This is a genomic window from Lacinutrix sp. YIN62, assembly GCF_057219185.1.
Window position 1 is genome coordinate 40,127 of the sequence record NZ_JBXVVH010000016.1, and the last position, 18,858, is coordinate 58,984.

The window sequence follows — 18,858 nt, forward strand, 5'->3', positions numbered from 1 at the left end:
TTTTTGTGTTTTTAAAAATATTAAGGTTATGTTAATGCTTAACGTAAGTTTATATGTATTTTTGCACAAAATTTAAATTAATCAACTTTAATCAAACAAAATGAAGAACACATTCAAATTTTTGTTTTTTGCAGTAGCGATTATGTTCTCTGCGATTACAATGGCTCAAAGTACAGTGACTGGAACTGTATCAGATCCAGAAACTAATGAACCTTTACCTGGGGTAAATGTTATTGAGGTAGGTACATCTAATGGTACATATACTGATTTTGATGGAAACTTTACTTTAGTAACAAAAAATACTGACGCTACGTTGGCCGTTTCTTATGTAGGGTATATAACAAAAGAACTTCCAATATCAGGAGATACTAATCTTGGGAATGTTGGTCTAGAATCAAGTGAGTTTGGTTTGCAAGAAGTAGCGATTATAGCTTCTGTAGCAGTAGATAGAAAAACTCCTGTAGCAGTATCTACTATTAGAACAGCAGATATAGAATTAAAATTAGGGACTCAAGAATTTCCAGAAGTATTGAAGTCTACACCAGGGGTTTATGCTACTAAATCTGGAGGTGGTTTTGGAGATGGACGTATTAATTTACGTGGTTTTAACTCAGAGAATGTTGCTGTTTTAATTAATGGGGTACCTATTAATGATATGGAAAATGGTCGCGTATTTTGGAGTAACTGGGCTGGATTAGGAGATGTAACAAGTTCTATGCAAGTGCAGAGAGGTCTTGGAGCTTCCAAAGTAGCAGTACCATCTGTAGGAGGAACAATAAACATTGTGTCAAAAACAACAGATATTGAAACAGGAGGGAATGTATATACAACTCTTGGTAATGATGGGTATAATAAATTTGGATTTACTTACTCTACAGGATTAATGGAAAACGGTTTTGCTGCTACAGTATCTGGAGCAAAAACAGATGGAGAAGGCTATGTTGCAGGAACACAGTTTAACGCAGTCTCTTATTTTGTGAATCTATCTAAAGAGTTTAATGAGAGTCATAAATTATCATTTACTGCTTTTGGAGCAAAACAAAGTCACGGACAAAGACAAAATAGTCACTTGATTGAAACTTATAGAAGAGCTGAAGATGGTATAAAATACAACTCAGATTGGGGATATAAAAACGGACAGGTAACAAATACAGAAGATAACTTTTACCATAAACCTCAATTGTCTTTAAATCACTATTGGACACTTAATGATAAAACATCTATATCAACAGCAGCCTATGCTTCATTTGGAACAGGTGGAGGAAGTGGAACAGCAGGTTCTGATACTGCTAAGTTTGACTTTAATAATGCTGAATATAGAATTGGTGAATTTGGTCCAATAAATTTTGATAAAATTGTACAAGAAAATATTGCTAATGGAGCCAATGGATCTACAGCAGCTTTAAGAGCATCTCGTAATGATCACAATTGGTATGGGGTGTTATCTACTTTAAAGTCTAATTTGTCTGATAAGTTAGTGTTCTTAGGAGGTTTAGATTTTAGAAACTATAAAGGGATCCACTTTAGAGAAGTAACAGATCTATTAGGCGGACAATATTTTGCAGATGATAGCAATGTGAACAATCCTTTAAACCAAGCGCAAGTTGGTGATAAAATTGCTTATTATAATGAAGGTCTTGTAGGTTGGTTAGGCGCATTTGCTCAATTAGAATACGATGTAACAGATAACTTTAATACATTCATATCTGTAGCTGGTTCTAATACGTCATATAAAAGAGTGGATTATTTTAATTATTTAGATAGCGATCCATTACAAGAAACCGATACCTATAATTTTATAGGTTATAGCGCTAAAGGTGGTGCAAATTACCGAATTGGTAATAATCATAATGTGTTTGTTAATATGGGGTACTTTGAAAAAGCAGCCAATTTTGATGCTGTATTTCAAAATTTTGATAATGAGCATATTAATGAAGATGCAGAAAACCAGAAAATTATTAGTTATGAATTGGGTTATGGTTTTAGAGGTGAAAAATTCTCTGCCAATGTAAATGTGTACAGAACGGCTTGGAATGATAGAACCGAAACAGTAAGTTTTGATCAGCAAAACTCAAATGAGACAGGGTTCGCTAATATATTAGGTGTGAATGCGATTCACCAAGGGATAGAAGTGGATTTTGTATACAAAGCTACAGAGAGCCTAAGTATAACTGGTATGGGATCTTTAGGAGATTGGAGATGGGAAAACGATCTTGAAGATGTTCAAATATTTAATGAAGCAAATGAGCTGGTTGAAGTTAAGAATCTTTATATTAAGGATTTACATGTTGGTGATGCAGCACAAACGACAGTAGGTTTGGGATTAAATTATAAGTTTGCTCCAGAAACAAGATTAACTATAGACTATAATTATTACGATGATTTATATGCAGATTTCGATCCTAGTGATAGAGATAATCCTGATTTCCGTGAAGATGCTTGGGAGGTTCCTGCTTATGGATTATTTGATACTGCTTTTAGTCATGGGTTTAAATTTGGTAGTTTTGATGCAATATTAACAGGTCGAATTAATAACGTGCTGAATACACAATATATTTCTGATGCTCAAGATGGAGAAGGATCTGTGTCAAGAACAGCTTTAGTTTATTACGGTTTTGGTAGAACCTTTAGTGTAGGAGCAAAACTTAAATTTTAATTTTAAAGAATTAGAAAAATGAAAAAAATAGTTTATTTAGCAGCAGTAGTAGGGTTAATCTTTACAGGATGTGACCCTATTGAAGACATCAATAATGAGATTGATGCAGAGATAAATAATTCTGTTGCAGGAGTAGGTGATTATACCTTGACTGCAGAAGATTATGCTAATTTAGTAGACCAAGGTGATGAACCGGCAGATTATTATGAATTAAATGAAGGTTTTAGTGATATAGATGATGCTAAAGCACAAATCCCTAGTGTTCTCGAAAATAGATTCCCTTATTGGGGAGAAGGCTCTTCTGTAGCGACGACATTTAATTTGTCTGCTTCTATTTTAAGTAATGTAGCATATACTGTAACAAGTGAAGATTACACTGAATTAGGCTTTACTTATGGTAATTTTAGTAGCGAAAGTGATATTCAAGCATTTTTTGCATTTAAATATCCAGAAGCTACACATGGCGATTTGGTAGAATTAACTTACGAATGGTATAGCGGATCTACAGAAACAAGAACAGATAAGTTTATTCTTTTGAGTGAATGGAGAAAAACGACACAGTTCACAGATGCAGATTATATCGCAATGGGGCAATCATCTCCTAAGTTTTATAATGAAGCAGAAGCAGAATTAAACATAGGGATTTATCTTGGTTTGCAAAATCCTTTCGCTCAAGTTAACGATGAAATCACTGCGTTGTATAAATTTTATAACGGAACAGTAGATGAAGACAAAATAATTCCTTACGTATTTGATGGTGAAAAATGGAATACAATGGAAACGTCTATTAAATTCGGACTTAAGGACGGAATTTGGGTGCCAGACAATACAATTAAATATGCGTTAATAAATGCTGATTATATTTATATTTCTGGAGAATTAATCACAGAGACCGGTTTTGAAAGCCCAGCAGACAATTTAGGGGAATATAAAAGCTTTAATACAATAGAAGGAAATGAAAGTTATTGGAATCCTGATATGATAATAACTGCTTTAGATATTTTGTTAAAGAATTTAAATCCTAATGCAGAAGAAGGACAAAAATATGTATTGACCTACAAAATATATGATGGTAATTCTTCAGATAGAGCACAAAAATTAAAAAAACAAGGTGAAAACTGGGTTATAAACACCGAAGAATAGTAATTAGCTAAAAAATAATATAGAAAAACCGCTTTTTTTTTTAAGCGGTTTTTTTATGCGCAATAATTATTACATTTGTTGCATATAAAACCCATAACAAATAAAATTATGTACTCAACAGTAAAAATGCTGCACTCCTATTGGGCTTATTTGGTCCTACTAATGGTTGTGGTTGCCACATTTAATGCACTTATAAAATATTTAGGAAAGAAGGAATATGAAGCAAGAGATTTTAGAATTGCCTTATTTGCTTTAATTGTAACACATATTCAATTATTAATGGGCTTAGTCTTGTATTTTGTATCTCCAAATGGGTTTAGTAATATAAAAGCTAATGGGATGAGTGGTTTAGATAAAATAGCAAGATTATTGGCTGTAGAACACCCCTTTGTTGCGGTGTTGGCTGTAGCTTTTATAACTATAGGTTACTCTAAGCATAAGAAAAAATTAACCTCTGCAGGGAAGTTAAAACCTTTAGCTATGTTTTACACGATAGGACTGCTTTTAATGTTATCTAGAATTCCTTGGAGTAACTGGCTATAATAAATAAAAACAATATAAAAAAAGCGATTCTATATTCGAATCGCCTTTTTTATAGGATTAATTTAAAATCCTTAAAACTGTTATTGAACCTCTTTTATTAAATAAATGTAAACAGGGAAGTGGTCACTATATCCACCTGTAAAACTACCATTTGAAAAGCTACGCTTAGGATACCCTTTGTACCGTCCATTTTTGTTAATTAAATAATTTTTATTAAAAATGCCAGCTTTGTAGAGCTTTAGAGACTCGTAACCCTTATCTATTAATGGTTTGGTTACCATTATTTGATCAAAGAGACTCCAGCTATCTCTATATGCGTTAGAACCCAATCCTTTTTTATAAAAAGAAATCATTGGGTTGTATATGCCTTTTAGTTTAACTTCTTTTTTCTTTCGTTTAGCTTTTAATACTTCTTTTACACTTGCATTATTTGGGTTGTCATTTAAATCCCCCATAGTAATAATCTTTGCATAAGGGTCTATCACTTGTAAAGAGTCTATAATGCGTTTATTTAACTTGGCAGCAGCCACACGTTTCGCTCTACTTTTAGCCTCACCACCACGTCTAGAAGGCCAGTGGTTTACAATAACATGTATTTTCTCTCCATCTAGGGTTCCTGTAACCAAAAGCTGATCTCTGGTATGAATGCGTTTTCCCGATTGGTCATTGAAAATGTTTAGAGTATGACTACTTTTAGAGATGGGCTGAAATAAGCTTTTTTGATACAGCAATCCAACATCAATACCCCTTCTATCTGGAGAATTAAAGTGTATAATGCCATAATCTTTATTTAGCAATAAAGGATCGTTTACAACATGCTCTAAAACTGTGATGTTTTCAACTTCAGCAACTCCAACAAGCGCAGGAGTGTTATTCGTATCTGTTGCTCCAATGTCTGCTATAACACGCGCCATATTATGGACTTTCTTTTTGTAAATGTCTTCACGATTGGCTTTTATTTCCATCATAGGACTCGCCTCATCGTTCTTTTCTGGATCATTTACAATATCGAAAAGGTTTTCAAGGTTATAAAAAGCAACCGTAAAAATCTTGAATTTTTTAGATTCTTGAGCATTAATACTAAAAACTGTAGCGATTAAAATAATTGATATACAGTGTTTTAAGTTCTTCATAGGGAGTAAATATTATATTGCTATTTTGCAAGTTTACAAAACTTACGCCAAAAGTAAATATTTCTTATAAATAATGTACATTTGCAGCCCTAAATAATTATTATTTAGGGCCTAAACAATCATTAACAAGTATTTCTAATATGAAAAAAAAATTACTTATTTTTTTATTCGGAATTTTTTCAACTATTGCAGTCTATGCGCAAGATACCGTCGTTAAAGGTAGTGTGAAAGATGCGGTAACAGACGAACCAATTCCTGATGTGACAATTACTGTTGAAGAGACAGAACTAACCGAAACCACCGATGGGATGGGACAATTTGTTTTTAAAGAAGCAGTGCCTTTTGGAGAACAAATACTTAAAATCTCTAAGGATGGATTCCTTACAAAACGATATCCTATAGTTGTAAATGAAGGAAAAACTGTAGATATACAAGACATGACTTTGGAAGTAGATAGTGGTAGCCAGTCCGATTTATTTACAATTACTTTGTCTGACGACGAATTGAACGATGACACCAGTGGTTCCGATAATATCTCAGGATTATTATCTTCTTCAAGAGATATTTATCAACGTACTGCAGCTTTTGAGTTTAGTTCCTCTTTCTATAGAGTAAAGGGATTAGACTCAGATAATGGTTCTGTTTTAATTAATGGAATTGAGATGAATAAATTTGATACAGGACGACCACAGTGGAGTAACTGGGGAGGACTTAATGATGTTGTTCGTAATCAAGAGTTTACATCTGGTTTAGCGCCTTCTGCATACAATTTTGGCGGAATATTAGGAACAACAAATATAAATACTAGAGCTTCCAGTTATAGAAAAGGAGGGCGTGTAACATACTCTTCATCTAATAGAAGTTATACTAACCGTATCATGGCGAGTTATGCTTCTGGTTTAATGGAAGATGGATGGGCTTACACTATTATGGCTGGTAGACGATGGGGAAATGAAGGTTACCAAGAAGGAACACTCTACGATGCGAATTCCTTTTTTGCTTCTATAGAAAAGAAAATTAATGACAAACACAGTATTAATTTCACCTCTTTATATGCGCCAAACAGACGTGGAAAAGCTTCTGCTAATACTCAAGAAGTTTATGATCTTAAAGGGATAAAATACAATGAATATTGGGGGCACTTTAATGGTGAGAAAAAAAACTCTAGAATTAAAGAGGTAGAAGAACCTATCATAATGTTGAATCATTATTGGGACATTTCTTCTAAAACAAGTTTAAATACCAACATAGCTTACCAATTTGGAAAGGTAGGGAATAGTCGTTTAGACTACGCAGGAGGCGCTAATCCAAGTCCTGCTTATTATCAAGATTTGCCAAGTTATTTTTTAGCAGATAACGACGGCCCTGATTATGCAGGAGCTTATCAAGCAGAACAAGAGTTTATTAACAATGGGCAAATAAACTGGAATCGCATATTTGATGCTAATCTTACTAATAATATAAGTGGTACTCCTGGGGCTTATGTACTATATGAAGATAGAAATGATGATAAACAATTAACATTTAATACCATATTTAATACAGAATTAAATGAAAATATAGTTATAAATGCAGCTGTTAATTATAAAAAATTAAAATCTGAAAATTTTGCAGAGATTATAGATTTATTAGGGAGTAATGTCGGGTATTTAAATGTCGATTCATTTGATGGATTTCAATTTGATCTGCAAAATCCAGATAGAGTAGTAGGTGTTGGAGATAAGTTTAGATATAATTACGAACTGTTTGCTAATGAACTCTCAGGTTATGCTCAAGCACAGTTTAAATATAGTAAAATAGATTTTTATTTAGCAGGTAGTGTTACTAAAACCGATTACCAACGAGAAGGCTTGTATCAACATGAAGCTTTTGAAGATAATTCGTTAGGGAAAGGACGAAAACTTGACTTTACAGGTTTTGGAACAAAAGGAGGTTTTACTTATAAAATAACAGGAAAACATTTGTTAGACCTAAACGCTGGTTACATAACACAAGCGCCTAACTTAAGAAATACCTTTTCTAATTCTAGAGAAAATAACGATATTGTTGGAGATAGAACAAATACAGAAATTACTGAAGAAAAAATAAGCACATTAGATGCGAGTTATATTTTTCGTTCACCAATAGTAAAAGCTAAGTTAACAGGGTTTTACACCAAAGTTGAAGATGCTAATGAAGTATCTTTCTTTTTTGCAGATGGATTAGGAGGTGATAACGCTAATTTCGTACAAGAAATTACTCAAGGGGTAGATAAAAAACACCTAGGAGTAGAATTGGGAATTGAAGCGCAAGTAACACCAACTATTAAATTAAAAGCAGCTGGGAATTTCGGTCAATATACTTATGATAATAACCCGAATTTATACGTTACAACTACGCCAGATGCGAATGCTTTAGATGAATTGGGGAGAAACGGCTTTAAAGATTTTGGGCAAGCAAATTTAAAAGATTATAAAATTGCTGGGGGGCCACAAAGAGCAGGATCTTTAGGTTTTGAATATAGAGACCCAGACTATTGGTGGTTCGGGGCAACTGCTAATTTTTTCTCTAATGCTTATGTAGATGTTAGTCCAATTACGCGAACAGAGAATTTTTATCAAGATAGTGATGGACTTCCATTTAACGATTATGATGAATCATTAGCTAAAGCATTGTTAAAGCAAGAAAAATTTGACGATTATATGGTGGTAAATCTTGTTGGAGGAAAGTCTTGGAGAATTGGAGATAAGTATATCGGATTCTTTGCAAGTGTTGGTAATTTATTAGATAAAGAATACAAAACCGGTGGTTTTGAGCAGAGTAGAAATGCTAATTTTAGAGAGTTAAGGGACGATGTTAATAATCCGAAACGTGTTTTTGGGCCTAAATATTGGTATGGTCGTGGTACAACCTATTTTGTAAATATGTATCTTAGATTTTAAGAAAAAGAAAAATTAAATAAAACAAACATTTTATTATGAAAGCAAATAAATTTTTAAAATTAATACTAAGTTTTGTAGCGGTTTTAGCTATAACATCTTGTGTGGAAGATGATGATTTTTCAGTTCCTAGTAATTTGGGTACAGAAGAAAATGTTGCTTTAGAAAGCTTATTAGAAAATAGTGTAGAAATTTCTGTAGCAGACGTTAAAGCAATGTATCAAGAAGGACAATTTATTGAAGAGATTTCAAATAATATTTATGTAAAAGGTTATGTGAGTTCTTCAGACGCAACGGGGAATTTTTTCAAGGAATTTTACCTTCAAGATAGCCCCTCAAATCCAACAGGTGGGCTAAAAGTTATATTAAACCAAGTCGATTCATATAATCAATTTAATAAAGGTAGAGAAGTGTATATTAATCTTAGAGGATTATATATAGGAGAGGAAAGAGTTGGAAATGGCGTGATCACCATTGGTGGAGGAACTGAAACTGACCAATTTGGAACTACAGTTACAAGCTTAAATGACAATCAAGTAAAAATTAACCTCCTTAGATCTGCTAATACAGCAGATATTATTCCTCTATCTGTGATTTTTCCTGAAATTACGAATGCGCATGTAGGAGTGTTAGTAAGTGTAGAAAATGCTGAGTTTATTGATAATTTAGAGGGGAAGCGATATTTTGATCCAATCGAAGCTTTTGATACAAAACGAACAATGCAAGCATGTGTTGGATTTACTTACGCAGAGTTCCAATTAGAAACAAGCTCTTTCGCAACATTTAAAGAGGAGCTTTTACCTACGGGAAATGGTACTATAGCAGCGGTGGTAAGTAAAACGTTTGATGGTAGTGCTCTAGTGTTAGCTCTTAATTCTACAGCTGATGTTAATTTTACTAACGATAGATGTACTTTATTAAATCCCGAAAATTATACCAATATATTTGAAGAAGATTTCGAGTCAATGACAGCGAATCAATCTGTAACAGGAAATGGTTGGACTAATTTTGCAGAACAAGGAAGCTTCACTTGGAGAGTAAAAAACAGTACAGATTCAGATAATAATACTAAGATTGCTTCAATGGGAGCATTTAATTCTGGTAGTAGTAGTAATATCGCTTGGTTGGTCTCCCCTGCTATAGATTTAGACGCACAAGATAGTCAGTTTTTGACATTTAGAACCTCTAATAGTTTTTCTGATGGTAGTGAGTTAAAGCTTTTAATTTCTACAGATTGGGATGGAACAACTGATAGTATTGCAGATGCGACTTGGGAACCTTTGCCTGGAATTATAGTAGGAGATTCAGTAAGTCATCAATTATGGGTTGATTCTGGGTCAATAAATTTAAGCGATTACACAGGAACTGGTTATGTGGCGTTTAAATATGTAGGTGGTGATAATGATAATGAAGAATCTGGAACCTTTGAACTAGATGATTATAAAATTATAGTAATGTAAAAAAATCTTAAATATAATTCAGAAAACCCTGCTATTAGTTTCTTCTGGCAGGGTTTTTTATTTATAATTTCTAAACTATGACCATTTTCGATAAATTATTCTTTACCATATTCTTATTTTACAAGCCACGTTTTAAAAAAAAGGCAAATACAATAGCATTGTTATACACTTCGCTGCTTCAAATAGCCTTAATGTTTTTTTTAGGGTGTTTTTTTGCAGCTTTCTTTAGTCAAATGCACTTTGAGTCTGTATCCGCAGAAAAGGCCAAAATACTCTTTGTAATGATCTCTGTGGCGATTTATGCTAAGAATTGGATTAAGTATGGAGGTAAAACTCGTAAAATTCTAAACACGAAGTTCAATAAGAAGAAAACACCAGTATATAATATTTATTGGGTTTTAGCTTTGCCTTTAATAAGTATTGGGTTTGGTTTTTTGTTTTTACAAGCGCTTTAAAACCATTTTTTTATTTTAAAATAAATTAACATCAATACTGTCATAATAAGCATTATTCCCCAAACGGCCCAATAACCATATTCCCATTTTAATTCGGGCATATGTTCAAAATTCATTCCATAAATGCCTGCAAAAAAAGTTAATGGAATAAAAATGACAGAAAAGATCGTAAGGAACTTCATCGTATCGTTTAATTTCCCACTAATGGTCATATGGTATATATTTAATTGATCAGATAGAATATCCCTATAACTATCTGAAGCATCACTCGCATTACTAATGTTATCTATTAATTCTTTGTAATGTAATTCTAACTCTTCTCCAATAAAATCTGAGTCTATTTTTGACAAGTTAACAACCATTTCTTTTCCAGGTTTAATGTTTTTTCTAATAAAATTTAACTCTTGCTTAAAATATTTAATTTTTCCTATAGTTTCTTCTTGAAGGTTATTGATTAAGTTTTCCTCTAAATTTTCTATTTTTTCGCCCAGTAGACTAATTGTGTATGAATAATGATCTATCACAATGTCTAATAAAGCGAATAATAAATAATCAGTATTTCTAGTTCTTACTTTCCTTCTTTTAATGTTTTGAGAGCGTATTCGTTCTCTTAAAGGTTCAAAAACATCACCCAGAACTTCTTGAAATGAAATAACGACAGATGGCGTAAGTATAAAACTTAAATTTTCTGAAGAGATTATATTTTTCTTCTCATTGTATTTCAGCATTTTAATAGAGGCGTAGAGGCAATTATCGTACTCTTTAACTATTGGACGGTTTTGAGTGTTTAAAATATCGGCTAAAATCAATGCATTTAAATCAAATATTTCGCCTATGGAGTTAATTACATCCATATCATTAAGACCATCTATATTAAGCCATGTTACAGATTTTTTGTTAATAAAATTTTCTACATCTTTAACGTTAAAGAGTCTTACTTCTTCTAGCTTTTTAGCATCGAAATCTACAACTCTAAGAATGGTTTTCTCTGATTTATGTTTGCCTTTGTATGAGATGTCGTAAGGCGATGTTCCGATATCTTTCTGTTTTTTACTAATATATCTAGCCATCAATCTTAATTGTTTGTCTTGTAGGCTATGTTATGGTTTGTTTGGGGTTATTTTTCAAGGGGTGGATTCTTGTAGACAATCGTTCTATAGGGGAATGGGATTTCAATATTTTCTTTGTCAAAGCGTAATTTTATAGACCTTAAAAGATCACTGTTAAGAATAAAGCCATCTGATAAATTTGCAGCCCATAAATAGGCCTTAATATTAATAGAAAAATCAGCAAGCGCTACAACACGCACAATGACTAATGGGATATTTTTATCAAGATCTTCTTTGGTACGATTGTCTATTAATAAAGGATGCTTTTGAGCTTCATCTTGTATTATATGCATCGCTTTATCAATATCAGAATCATAACTAATAGAGAATATAAGATGTTTTCTAATTTTTGAATCTTTAATGTTGCTGTTAATAATAGTTTCATTACTAATCACGCTATTAGGAATTACAATTCTCTTGTTTTCAAAATCTCGAATTAGAATATGCCTTAGCGTAATCTCTTCTACTACGCCTTTTAAACCATCCTTAAATTCAATGGAGTCGCTTATTTTTATAGGTTTAAAAATTAAGATAAAAAGACCACTTATAATATTAGAAAAAGCACTTTGAGAGGCAAATCCAACGATAACAGCAAAGATACCTGCGCCAGCAAAAAGACCCTTTCCAAAATCCTTTAGAAAAGGGATTTTAAAGAATATAAATATAATCGCAAGTGTGTAGATTAAAAAGCCTACAGAGTTTTTAATAAACGAAAAATGTGTCGGATCTGTTTTTATTCGTGAGGCATATTTTTTAATATATTTATTAAGGAGCTTTTTTATTATTAACGATAAAACACGAGCAACAATTAGGGTTATTATTACTAATAAAACATAGTAAATCATTTCTTTATCCATAGAACCGTATCGTTTTTATATAGCATATTGTTGTGTAAGCGCTATTATAAAGATAATAATATAAATAAAAAGATTCCTAATTAAGTTTTAAAAGTCTAGAAAAGCCAGTTTTAAGGCTGTATTTAAGAGTGGTTGATGGATTAATAAGTCAATATTTTTATTTAACTAAGTAGTAATATACTTTTGATATCTAGTTTAAAAAGATAATAAGCTATAAAAAAATGATAATAGGAAAAGCTTAAAAGTGTTCCTTTTAGTAATACTATAAGACACTATATTAACCTTGATTTGGTATAGTTTTTGATAAAGTTATAAAAACCAGCCCATGAGAAAACTACTAATTATTAACCTATTCTTTTTATTTTATAATTGCTTTCCTGTAAAAATTGCCCCTAAAATAGAGGGGAATAAAGTTAAATTAGCAAAAAAGTTTAAACGAAATCTTCCTAGACGGTATGCTTTCATTTTTGAGAATTCTAAGACAGTAAATGCGTTCTATTATTTTGTTAATACCAAATATAGCTTGAATTTTAAAGATGTTGAATATAATGTCCCATTCAAGATAAACAGCGAAACATTCTATTTTTCATTTCTTGAAAGTGAGCGCGAAACTAAATTAGTTAATCTTATTCCTATAGCTATAGATGCTTCAAGGGAATCAAAAGGTAAAGATCCTCTTCTTAAGCAAGCTCACACGTTTAAAATGAAAAAGACGTATATTATTCTTATGGTAGACGATTCAGAGATTAAGGATTGTCTTAAAGAAACGCATCCACAACACGACAAGGTATTGTCTTTTCTTGAACAGTTGAAAAACGAATATTTAAACCTGTAGTAATAAATATAAAAAAGGTTTCACATTATTAAACGAAACCTTTTTCTAGTATATTAATTAGTTGTAATTAAGCTTGCTTAGTTTTGCTGCAACATGTTTTTTTACAATCTTTAGCGCACGCCTTTTTTTCGCTTTCTGCTTTGTTTTTACAACAGTTCTTTTTGCAATCTGCGTTACATTCTTTTTTAGAGAATGCGTCTACAGTTTTCATATCTTTTACTTTATAAGTATCTGCTACGCTAGTTACAGTTCCTTCTAATGTTGTTGGTGTTACTATGGCATCATCATATTCTACCATTGCCAGTTGCCTGTCAAAATCTACAGTTGCAGATTTAACGCCTTCCATCTTGGCAATTTTCTTTTCAATAGTTTTTGCACAACCCATAGCACAAGTCATTCCCTCTATTTTAAATTCTGCTTTAGCGTAATTGGCATTAGGATCAAGTTTTGCTACCGCAGGGGTTTCCGTTTTCACCTCAGTATTTACTGTTTTTATTTCAGGCTGAGCTTCATTTTTACAATTAAAAGTGACTACTGCTATGATTGCGACTACTACTATGTTTGTTATGGTTTTCATAAATTGTTGTTTTTCTAGTGTTATTTTACATCATATATTTTAATAGTACTTGATTAAAAACGACTAAGATGTAATGATCAAAATATAGACTACAAATTTAAGAATTATATCTGTTTATTGTATTAATAATTCCATTTTTGCAGGATTAAAAATAAGTTTTAGTTATGTGGTTTAAAAATTCAAAATGGGTATACCTTTTAGTGTTATCATTAATTTGGGGGACTTCGTTTATTTTAATTAAAAAATCATTGTTGGGTTTGACAGCCTATCAGTTAGGAGCTCTACGTATTATAATTACAGGAACGTTCTTACTTGCAGCTGGCTATAAGAAAGTAAAAACGATTAAAAAACAAGAATGGAAATGGATTGTACTCTCTGGTATATTAGGGTCTTTTTTTCCAGCATTTCTATTTGCAATAGCAGAAACTGAAATTGATAGTGCTGTTGCGTCTATTTTAAATTCTTTGGTACCATTAAATACCATTTTAATGGGGCTTGCTGTATTTAAAATAAGTTCTACTAAGCGACAAATGTTAGGGGTTGTAGTTGGGTTTATAGGAACTTCTATCCTTATTTTAAAGGGAGCAGAATTAAACCCAGATCAAAACTATTTATATGCTAGTTTTGTTATTATCTCAACCTTAATGTATGCTGCAAATGTAAATATTATAAAGCGTTATTTGCAAGCGGTTAAACCCTTAGCGATTGCTACAGGAAATTTTATTCCAATTATGCTTCCTGCTTTTTTGATACTGACTTTTACTGGTTTTTTTACAGAGGAAACCTACGGTAATCCGAATTTTAAAACCGCTATTTTTTATGTGGTTATCCTGTCTTTTTTTGGCACGGCATTGGCCAAAGTTATGTTTAATAAGCTTGTTCAAATAGCGACACCTGTTTTTGCTTCTTCTGTAACTTATGTTATGCCTATAGTTGCTTTAGGTTGGGGACTTCTAGATGGCGAACATTTTAGCTTGTTACAAGCTGGAGCTACTGTCGTTATTTTGATTGGCGTGTATTTGGCAAATAAGAAGAAATAAAAAACCCGAAGCGATTAAACTCCGGGTTTATATATATAGAAATGTAGATTATTTAAAATCTTCTTCGCTTACAGCTTCATTTATTTTAATATCTGTAGACTTAAGCGTGATAACTTGAGGGCCTGCAGTTATCTTTTGAGTATATGGTAGCATAACGTCATTTACAGCTTTATAATCCGATACATTTTGTATAGAAGTTATAGATTGACCTTGTGCTTCTGTTGTAGCTTCAGTTTGAACCAATAAGCTCGTTTCTGCATTGTAGAACTTATAGGAGATTTCGTCTCCTTCTGTAACTTTAATTTTGTAAACATCTGTTCCATCAATGTCTGTCATACTTTCCAACGAGAGGTTAGCAGGTTCATAATATAACTCAGGAAATAATCCTTTAGTAGCTTGCAATTTTTTTAGCTCTTTATCAGTCATAGGTATTTTTTGACCTTGCTGTTCAGTATAACCAGTAGTGCCATCAAACTTACGTTTCATAATAGTACCCATACCTTCAATGGTCATTTCCATAGAGGTTTTATTTGGTGCCATAGATTTAATAACTGCTTTTGGAGCAAAAGGCGCCCCTTGGATGGTTACATCTGCATTGATTAAGATAGAATTAATCGTTTTTAATTTTTCTTCACCTCCAATAGCTTTGATGTAGTTTGCAATCACTGATTGCGCAGTTACACCTTCTGGAATAGGTTTAGAAAAGATTGGTTTCTCTGTTTTGTTTGCATATTTATCATAGTATTTAATAGGGATTCCTGTTTTTTCTAGGTTCTCCAATACTTCACTACCTTTACCAATAACAATGATTCTCGCATTTTCTGCTGTGAAATACTTATTAGCGACACGATTTACGTCTTCTACAGTTACATCATTAATTTTTTGAAGGTATGTTGTGTAAAAATCTTCAGGCAAATCGTTTAATTTTATATTTAATGCATAGCGTGCAACAGTTTCTGGACGCTCTATAGCTAATACAAAATCACCAACGTATTTGGCTTTAGCATTGTTTAAATCTTTTAAAGAAACAGGTTCTGTTTTAATGCGGTTTATTTCTTTAAGCGTTTGTACAACAGCACTATCTGTTACCGAATTTCTTACCGATGCTCCTGCTGTAAAACGAGACGCGCCATAACGACTAGTTCCAACATTAGAGCGTGCTCCATAAGTATAACCATGTTCTTCACGAAGGTTCATGTTTAAATAACTATTAAAGCCTCCTCCTAAAATTTTATTGGCAATCAAAACAGCGTGATAATCAGGGTCTTTAACTTTTAATTTCACATTACTTGTTAATGAAACATTGGATTGTACTGCATTAGGCATATCTACAAAGCTAATTTGAGTATATTTTGCATTGGCTTTAGGGGCTACAACAGTCGTTTCAATAGTGATTGGTGTTTTCCAATCTTGAAAATATTTCTTTACTTGTTTTTTTACAGTTTTGAAATTAACATCGCCAACAATAACCAAATATGCATTTTGAGGAGAAAAGTAGCGTTGATAAAATGTTTTAACATCTTTCAAGGTTATCTTATTCAATGTTTCTTCAGTAACAAATTCCCCGCTGGCATGGTTAGCTCCATAGGATAATGCTCTACCAACTCGTCCTGCTACAGCATCAACACTTTTTGCATTAGATTTTATGTTCTCGAGCGCTTTATCCTTTTCCTTCTGAAATTCTTCTTCAGTTAATAATGGATTTATAGCTGCTTCAGCCATTAGTTGTAATATGCGATCGGAATATTTAGTTAACGAACTTGCAAAGGCACTTTGAGGACCAAAACCAAGTCTTGCGCCTAAAAAGTCAACTTCTTCATTAAATTTATCTTTAGAGATAGTAGTGGTTCCATTACCTAGCATCGCGCCAAGAAGGCTAGAAACGCCTGTAATATCACCTTCTGTAATCGGTTTATTGTCTATAGTTAGCGTATAGGATACTCGAGGGAGTTTATGGTTTTCTACTACAAGTACCTTAAGGCCATTTTTAAGTTCAAATTCACCAGGCTTTTCCAAAGTGATTTTTGGAGCTGGGCCCGGAATAGGTTGTTTTGATCTGTCAATTTGAGCGGTTGCAGAAATTGATAATAAAAACAATGCTATTAGTGCAGTTATTTTTGTTTTCATCTGTACGTGTTTAATATTTTTAGTTATCGTCTTTTTTAGGTAAGTATTCTAAAATAAGACGCTGATTTGGGTTTAAGTACTTTTTAGCAACAGCTTGCATTTCTTCTCTAGTAATAGATCTGTAGATCTCTATTTCGTTGTTAATAAGGTTTACATCGTTGTAAAGCATATAATAACGTGCTAAAGAATTTGCGATGCCAGAAATACTAGCGTTTGAGTTTACAAATTGATTTTCGAATTTGTTTTGAAGCTTTTGGTAATCGTTTTCAGAGATTAATTCGTTTTGCACTTTGGCAACTTCTTCATCCATTTCTTTTACAAGATCTGCTAAGCTTGTATCTCCTTGAGGCAAAGCAAAAAGAGCATAAGTACCATAATCTTCTTGACTCAAGTTTACAGCTGCTACTTGCAGAGCCATTTTTTTGTCGTCTACTAATTTCTTGTATAATTTTGAGGTCTTACCATTGCTTAAATAACTAGAAATCATGTCTAATACATAGGCATCACGTTCTTTAAAAGAAGGTGTTCTATAGGCCGCAATAACCGCAGGGATTTGAATATTAGTGTCGTAAGCTTTTGCTGCTATTAATTCGGTAATAGGATCTTCTTTAGGGAAGTTTCTTGTAATGTCTTTTCCTCTTGGAATAGGACCAAAGTAAGCTTTTATCATTTTTTTAACCGCGGGAACGTCAATATCTCCAGCGACTACTAAAACAGCATTATTGGGAACATAGTATTTTTTGTTAAATGCTTGAAACTCTTCAAGAGTAGCGGCATCAAGGTGTTCCATTTTTCCAATGGTTGTTCCTTTATATGGGTGCTTTTTAAATATATGTTTTTTAACTTCTGCTAAAATATTTCCATAAGGTCGATTGTCAACGCGTAAGCGTTTTTCTTCTTTTACAACTTCATTTTGGGTATCCACACCAATTTGATTGATTATGGGGTGCATTAAGCGTTCCGATTCCATCCATAATCCTAATTCTACATTGTTAGATGGGAATACCTCGTAGTAATACGTTCTATCATCTGTTGTATTTGCATTATTGCTTCCTCCATTAGATGTTACAATTGTAAACCATTCTCCTCTTTCTATATTTTCGGTGCCTTCAAACAAGAGGTGTTCAAAAAAGTGAGCGAAACCTGTACGCTCTGGGTTTTCATCCTTTGCGCCTACATGATACATTACGGAGGTCGTAACCACTGGGGCAGAATTGTCTTGATGTAAAATAACGTGCATTCCGTTATCCAAATCGTACTCTTCAAACTTAACTTCTTGTGCTATGGCAGTGTGTCCAACCAATAGCAAAGTAGCCAATGAGAATAATTTTTTTTTCATTTTGAGATTGTTTTTTATGATCTGTTTTCTTTGTAAGACTACAAAACTTAAGAAAAGTTACGTGTTCTTATCAAAACAAAAATAATAATCGAAAATGAGTTATCTTAGGGAAAATGTTAAAAATTAACATCTATTCATAGTTTTTAACTTGTTTTTTTACGAACTTTATCTAGTTTTATAATCTTTAAACCTGTTCATTATGAGTAAATTAACTGTTCAAGTACGATTGGGTATAATCATTAGTGGCTGTTTAATTGCGTTCTTTTTAATCTTAGCTTTGTTCGGGTTGCACACCAATCCTATTTTTAGTTTGTTTAATGTTATCATTACAGGCATAGGAATTTATGAAGCGATTCGTTATTGTAAACTAGAACAAGGAAATGAATTTAGTTATATAAATGGCTTTTCTGCAGGCATCGTTTCAGGGTTTTTAGCAACGTTAATTTTTACATTGTTTTTCTTGATTTATGCAACAGAAATAGATGTTTTATTTATTTCAAAATTACTCGAAGTCTTTGATCGCGGATATAATGTTAGCGTTGGTATGGTAACCTTTGTTGTTGCCATTATGGGGTTTTCAACGTCTGTAGTTTTAACGCTAACCTGGATGCAACTCTTTAAAAAAAGTAGAAATATTCCTCAAAACGCATAAAACGTTTGTAGATT

The 18,858-nt window shown here is 32.5% G+C and carries 15 protein-coding genes; 9 read left to right on the forward strand and 6 right to left on the reverse strand.

Going from position 1 to position 18,858, the window contains the following annotated elements; genetic code table 11:
• Positions 1 to 100 precede the first annotated feature (100 nt).
• The 3 genes from AC2D8I_RS11580 to AC2D8I_RS11590 all read left to right on the forward strand — a co-directional run bounded on the left by AC2D8I_RS11580 (position 101) and on the right by AC2D8I_RS11590 (position 4,342).
• Positions 101 to 2,656 (forward strand): TonB-dependent receptor, encoded by a 2,556-nt coding sequence (locus AC2D8I_RS11580; protein WP_484706177.1) that lies wholly within the window; start codon positions 101 to 103, stop codon positions 2,654 to 2,656.
• A gap of 18 nt (positions 2,657 to 2,674) precedes the next feature.
• A complete protein-coding gene (locus AC2D8I_RS11585) occupies positions 2,675 to 3,799 on the forward strand; it encodes a hypothetical protein (RefSeq protein WP_484706178.1) in 1,125 nt (374 codons plus the stop codon).
• Positions 3,800 to 3,907: 108 nt separating this feature from the next.
• Complete coding sequence (locus AC2D8I_RS11590; protein WP_484706179.1) at positions 3,908 to 4,342, forward strand: hypothetical protein; 435 nt, start codon at positions 3,908 to 3,910, stop codon at positions 4,340 to 4,342.
• Between the two features lie 80 nt (positions 4,343 to 4,422).
• Here the strand turns inward: AC2D8I_RS11590 and AC2D8I_RS11595 are convergent, their stop codons facing one another.
• Complete coding sequence (locus AC2D8I_RS11595; protein WP_484706180.1) at positions 4,423 to 5,475, reverse strand: endonuclease/exonuclease/phosphatase family protein; 1,053 nt, start codon at positions 5,473 to 5,475, stop codon at positions 4,423 to 4,425.
• 140 nt (positions 5,476 to 5,615) lie between these two features.
• On the opposite strand from AC2D8I_RS11595, the gene AC2D8I_RS11600 reads away from it, so the two are divergent.
• From AC2D8I_RS11600 to AC2D8I_RS11610, 3 genes are all read left to right on the forward strand, one after another.
• The gene (locus tag AC2D8I_RS11600) at positions 5,616 to 8,396 is read left to right on the forward strand and encodes a carboxypeptidase regulatory-like domain-containing protein (protein WP_484706181.1); all 2,781 of its coding nucleotides are present in this window, start codon (positions 5,616 to 5,618) and stop codon (positions 8,394 to 8,396) included.
• 35 nt (positions 8,397 to 8,431) lie between these two features.
• A complete protein-coding gene (locus AC2D8I_RS11605) occupies positions 8,432 to 9,853 on the forward strand; it encodes a DUF5689 domain-containing protein (RefSeq protein ID WP_484706182.1) in 1,422 nt (473 codons plus the stop codon).
• A 77-nt stretch (positions 9,854 to 9,930) separates the two neighbouring features.
• Positions 9,931 to 10,308, forward strand: coding sequence for a hypothetical protein (locus tag AC2D8I_RS11610; protein WP_484706183.1), 378 nt, complete (start codon positions 9,931 to 9,933; stop codon positions 10,306 to 10,308).
• Here the strand turns inward: AC2D8I_RS11610 and corA are convergent.
• Positions 10,305 to 11,378, reverse strand: coding sequence for a magnesium/cobalt transporter CorA (gene corA, locus AC2D8I_RS11615; protein WP_484706184.1), 1,074 nt, complete (start codon positions 11,376 to 11,378; stop codon positions 10,305 to 10,307). The genes AC2D8I_RS11610 and corA overlap by 4 nt on opposite strands.
• A gap of 47 nt (positions 11,379 to 11,425) precedes the next feature.
• The gene (locus tag AC2D8I_RS11620; RefSeq protein WP_484706185.1) at positions 11,426 to 12,274 is read right to left on the reverse strand and encodes a mechanosensitive ion channel family protein; all 849 of its coding nucleotides are present in this window, start codon (positions 12,272 to 12,274) and stop codon (positions 11,426 to 11,428) included.
• Positions 12,275 to 12,599: 325 nt separating this feature from the next.
• Between AC2D8I_RS11620 and AC2D8I_RS11625 the strand changes: the two genes are divergently transcribed.
• A complete protein-coding gene (locus tag AC2D8I_RS11625) occupies positions 12,600 to 13,109 on the forward strand; it encodes a hypothetical protein (RefSeq protein ID WP_484706186.1) in 510 nt (169 codons plus the stop codon).
• Between the two features lie 67 nt (positions 13,110 to 13,176).
• Here AC2D8I_RS11625 and AC2D8I_RS11630 read toward each other — a convergent pair whose 3' ends face one another.
• A complete protein-coding gene (locus tag AC2D8I_RS11630) occupies positions 13,177 to 13,686 on the reverse strand; it encodes a heavy-metal-associated domain-containing protein (RefSeq protein ID WP_484706187.1) in 510 nt (169 codons plus the stop codon).
• Positions 13,687 to 13,850: 164 nt separating this feature from the next.
• Here AC2D8I_RS11630 and AC2D8I_RS11635 point away from each other — a divergent pair, with 164 nt between their 5' ends.
• Positions 13,851 to 14,726, forward strand: a complete 876-nt coding sequence (locus tag AC2D8I_RS11635) for a DMT family transporter (protein ID WP_484706188.1) — start codon at positions 13,851 to 13,853, stop codon at positions 14,724 to 14,726.
• A gap of 48 nt (positions 14,727 to 14,774) precedes the next feature.
• Here AC2D8I_RS11635 and AC2D8I_RS11640 read toward each other — a convergent pair whose 3' ends face one another.
• Positions 14,775 to 16,853: a M16 family metallopeptidase gene (locus tag AC2D8I_RS11640; protein WP_484706189.1), complete on the reverse strand. Its 2,079-nt coding sequence runs from the start codon at positions 16,851 to 16,853 to the stop codon at positions 14,775 to 14,777.
• A gap of 19 nt (positions 16,854 to 16,872) precedes the next feature.
• Positions 16,873 to 18,192 carry a M16 family metallopeptidase gene (locus tag AC2D8I_RS11645; RefSeq protein WP_484706190.1) on the reverse strand — a complete coding sequence of 440 codons (1,320 nt, stop codon included), beginning with the start codon at positions 18,190 to 18,192 and terminating at the stop codon, positions 16,873 to 16,875.
• A gap of 199 nt (positions 18,193 to 18,391) precedes the next feature.
• On the opposite strand from AC2D8I_RS11645, the gene AC2D8I_RS11650 reads away from it, so the two are divergent.
• A complete protein-coding gene (locus AC2D8I_RS11650; RefSeq protein ID WP_484706191.1) occupies positions 18,392 to 18,844 on the forward strand; it encodes a DUF4199 domain-containing protein in 453 nt (150 codons plus the stop codon).
• Positions 18,845 to 18,858: the final 14 nt, after the last annotated feature.

Excerpts from the sequence above, each read along its gene's own strand:
- AC2D8I_RS11595 (WP_484706180.1), bottom strand. The coding sequence starts at position 5,475 with ATGAAGAACTTAAAACACTGTATATCAATTATTTTAATCGCTACAGTT.
- AC2D8I_RS11650 (WP_484706191.1), top strand. The coding sequence starts at position 18,392 with ATGAGTAAATTAACTGTTCAAGTACGATTGGGTATAATCATTAGTGGC.
- AC2D8I_RS11600 (WP_484706181.1), top strand. The coding sequence starts at position 5,616 with ATGAAAAAAAAATTACTTATTTTTTTATTCGGAATTTTTTCAACTATT.
- AC2D8I_RS11580 (WP_484706177.1), top strand. The coding sequence starts at position 101 with ATGAAGAACACATTCAAATTTTTGTTTTTTGCAGTAGCGATTATGTTC.
- AC2D8I_RS11620 (WP_484706185.1), bottom strand. The coding sequence starts at position 12,274 with ATGGATAAAGAAATGATTTACTATGTTTTATTAGTAATAATAACCCTA.
- corA (WP_484706184.1), bottom strand. The coding sequence starts at position 11,378 with ATGGCTAGATATATTAGTAAAAAACAGAAAGATATCGGAACATCGCCT.
- AC2D8I_RS11610 (WP_484706183.1), top strand. The coding sequence starts at position 9,931 with ATGACCATTTTCGATAAATTATTCTTTACCATATTCTTATTTTACAAG.
- AC2D8I_RS11625 (WP_484706186.1), top strand. The coding sequence starts at position 12,600 with ATGAGAAAACTACTAATTATTAACCTATTCTTTTTATTTTATAATTGC.
- AC2D8I_RS11585 (WP_484706178.1), top strand. The coding sequence starts at position 2,675 with ATGAAAAAAATAGTTTATTTAGCAGCAGTAGTAGGGTTAATCTTTACA.
- AC2D8I_RS11630 (WP_484706187.1), bottom strand. The coding sequence starts at position 13,686 with ATGAAAACCATAACAAACATAGTAGTAGTCGCAATCATAGCAGTAGTC.
- AC2D8I_RS11640 (WP_484706189.1), bottom strand. The coding sequence starts at position 16,853 with ATGAAAACAAAAATAACTGCACTAATAGCATTGTTTTTATTATCAATT.
- AC2D8I_RS11590 (WP_484706179.1), top strand. The coding sequence starts at position 3,908 with ATGTACTCAACAGTAAAAATGCTGCACTCCTATTGGGCTTATTTGGTC.
- AC2D8I_RS11635 (WP_484706188.1), top strand. The coding sequence starts at position 13,851 with ATGTGGTTTAAAAATTCAAAATGGGTATACCTTTTAGTGTTATCATTA.
- AC2D8I_RS11645 (WP_484706190.1), bottom strand. The coding sequence starts at position 18,192 with ATGAAAAAAAAATTATTCTCATTGGCTACTTTGCTATTGGTTGGACAC.
- AC2D8I_RS11605 (WP_484706182.1), top strand. The coding sequence starts at position 8,432 with ATGAAAGCAAATAAATTTTTAAAATTAATACTAAGTTTTGTAGCGGTT.